Below are 2,252 nucleotides of genomic sequence, written 5' to 3'. Positions count from 1 at the left end.
CTGATTACAAGCTCCCTTTCGATTTTAAACGGTAGGTACAGAGCATCCCGAATGGGTGCGAACTTTGGAGCTTTTGCTTTTCAAAAAGTATGAGCGAAGCGAATACATTATCAATGCTTTTGCTTTTAGATTTCACAAACAGGATTAACCAAAAACTGCCCCACGAAGCGAGGAACGAGCTTCAATAGAGTACGAGCTTTAGCGAGTACATAGGGCAGTTTTAATAGTTTTTCCCTTTTTAATAGTTTTAATAGTTTTAATAGTTTTAGACAGCATGAAAGCCTTATATAGCAATACTCTTCAGCCTCATACAACGACAGATTTACCCTTATACAACGACAGATTTACCCTTATACAACGACAGATTTACCCTTATACAACGACAGATTTACCCTATATAACGACAATAAAAAATAATGTTGTTGTTTTAATTAACGCTTTTATAATATAGTGTCGTTTTATTGCAGAAAAATAATCCTTAAACCAAATGAAAAATGATCTAGTTATAAAAAGTAATACTCTTGTTGAAGCTTGCTTTAATCTCAGTTTGACTGAATATCGAATACTACATGTAGCCTTCACTGAATTAGCTGAATATGAAAGTGATAAAGGCTTATTCCACACACGAGAATTTAGAGTATATGCAAAAGATTACTCCAAGCTATTTAATACTGATGAATCCGATGCTTATAAGGTATTAAGGGATGCAAGTGAGCGATTATTTAACCGTTACTTCACGTATGATCGGGTCTATCAAAAACCTGATTTTATAGAATGTGTTAAATCGAGATGGGTACAAAAAATTAGTTATGCAGATACGCAGGGATATATTAAATTTCAGTTAGCCGATGATGTTTTTAGCATGATTGGACAACTGAAAGATTGTTTCACACGATATAGATTATCTAAAACAGCCCAATTAACGAGCGTTTATGCTATTCGCCTTTATGAAATGATGATTCAATGGCAAAGCACGAAAGTTGTTCCAGTAATAGAATTAAATACGTTAAGAGAACGCCTTGCTATTGAGGAGCATGAATATCCTAGAGTCTATGATTTTAAGAATCGTGTCTTAGACCCTGCTATTAAACAAATTAATAAATATACAGATATCACAGTAAGTTACGAACAACACAAGCAAGGACGTATCATTTCTGGGTTTTCATTTAAGTTTAAGCAAAAAAAAGACGATAAACCTAAAATTAATACTAAGCGTGACCCTAACACCCCTGACTTTTTTATAAAAATGACCGATGCACAACGCCATTTATTTGCCAATAAAATGTCAGAAATGCCTGAAATGAGTAAATATTCAAAAGGTACAGAAAGCTACCAACAATTTGCTATTCGTATCGCTGACATGCTTTTAGAGCCTGAAAAATTTAGAGAACTTTACCCATTTTTAGAGAAAGCAGGATTTAAATCATGATGCAACTGGAGAACCTAACAGCCAATTTTCAAGGCGTTCAAATTGAGTATACCGACATCGTTAATTATGAAATTGCGAGGGAGAATATCTGCGGTTATATCTTTCTATTATCCCGAATATCCCAGAATGCAGAACCCACTGAAAAAATGCAGATGGAAAGCAAAATAGAGGACTTAATTTACTATCGGGATAATTTGCAGATCAAGGATAAAGTAAATATCCAAAAAGTCTTAAATGAGCTAATTCCAGAGTATAAAGCCGAACAAGAAAAGCAAAGAGCTAAGAAAAATTAGGCTTTCTTCTTAACTTTACTTTTTTGCTTAGGCTTAACAGTAAATTGCTCTCCCAAAGCCTTGCCTTGTTTAAAAGTGACAATTTCCTTAGCTTCAATTTTAAGTTTTTCGCCAGTTTTAGGATTGTGTCCCATTCTTTCGGCACGCTGTTTTACTTCAAAAGTCCCAAAATCAACTAATCGGACATTTTTATCTTCAACCAGGGCTTCTGTAATGACTTCAAGAACAGAATTAAGAACAACTCTTGCTTCATCTTGATTAATATTTAATTTAGGTGCTAATTTGGCAATTAAATCGGCTTTATTCATAATTAATTGTCCTCAATATTTGGTAAGTCAAAAAGCTGTCGATCTCTATTTTCTGTTAAATATTCGTTGAGTTCAGCGAGTATTTTTTCTTTATTGGCTTCATTTGCCTGCATTTTCTTAATCAAGTAAGAACCGAGCAAAATTTTACGCCTAGTATCATCCTTGCGCTCCTGTTCTTTCTTTTTGGTACGTTCTCTTGCTTCAATAGCCTGTTTCTGTGCT

General features: G+C 34.2%; 4 protein-coding genes. 2 read left to right on the top strand and 2 right to left on the bottom strand.

What is annotated here, in order from left to right; translation table 11 throughout:
* Positions 1-487 precede the first annotated feature (487 nt).
* The gene (gene repM, locus FTV37_RS17050; RefSeq protein WP_087554602.1) at positions 488-1,429 is read left to right on the top strand and encodes a replication initiation protein RepM; all 942 of its coding nucleotides are present in this window, start codon (positions 488-490) and stop codon (positions 1,427-1,429) included.
* Entirely contained in the window at positions 1,426-1,722 is a 297-nt protein-coding gene (locus FTV37_RS17045; protein ID WP_159516833.1) for a hypothetical protein, read from the top strand. Before repM ends, FTV37_RS17045 begins: the two co-directional genes overlap by 4 nt.
* Here FTV37_RS17045 and FTV37_RS17040 read toward each other — a convergent pair.
* The gene (locus FTV37_RS17040) at positions 1,719-2,030 is read right to left on the bottom strand and encodes an HU family DNA-binding protein (RefSeq protein WP_159516832.1); all 312 of its coding nucleotides are present in this window, start codon (positions 2,028-2,030) and stop codon (positions 1,719-1,721) included. The two genes, FTV37_RS17045 and FTV37_RS17040, sit on opposite strands and share 4 nt — an antisense overlap.
* Positions 2,031-2,032: 2 nt before the next feature.
* Positions 2,033-2,252 (bottom strand): mobilization protein (locus tag FTV37_RS17035; RefSeq protein ID WP_180064315.1); only part of this gene is annotated, 220 nt, incomplete at its 5' end.

This window comes from Acinetobacter sp. YH16042, from assembly GCF_013417245.1.
Taxonomy (GTDB): domain Bacteria; phylum Pseudomonadota; class Gammaproteobacteria; order Pseudomonadales; family Moraxellaceae; genus Acinetobacter; species Acinetobacter amyesii.
The sequence above is the reverse complement of the archived record's forward strand: the minus strand, read 5'-3'. Positions and strand labels throughout refer to the sequence as shown.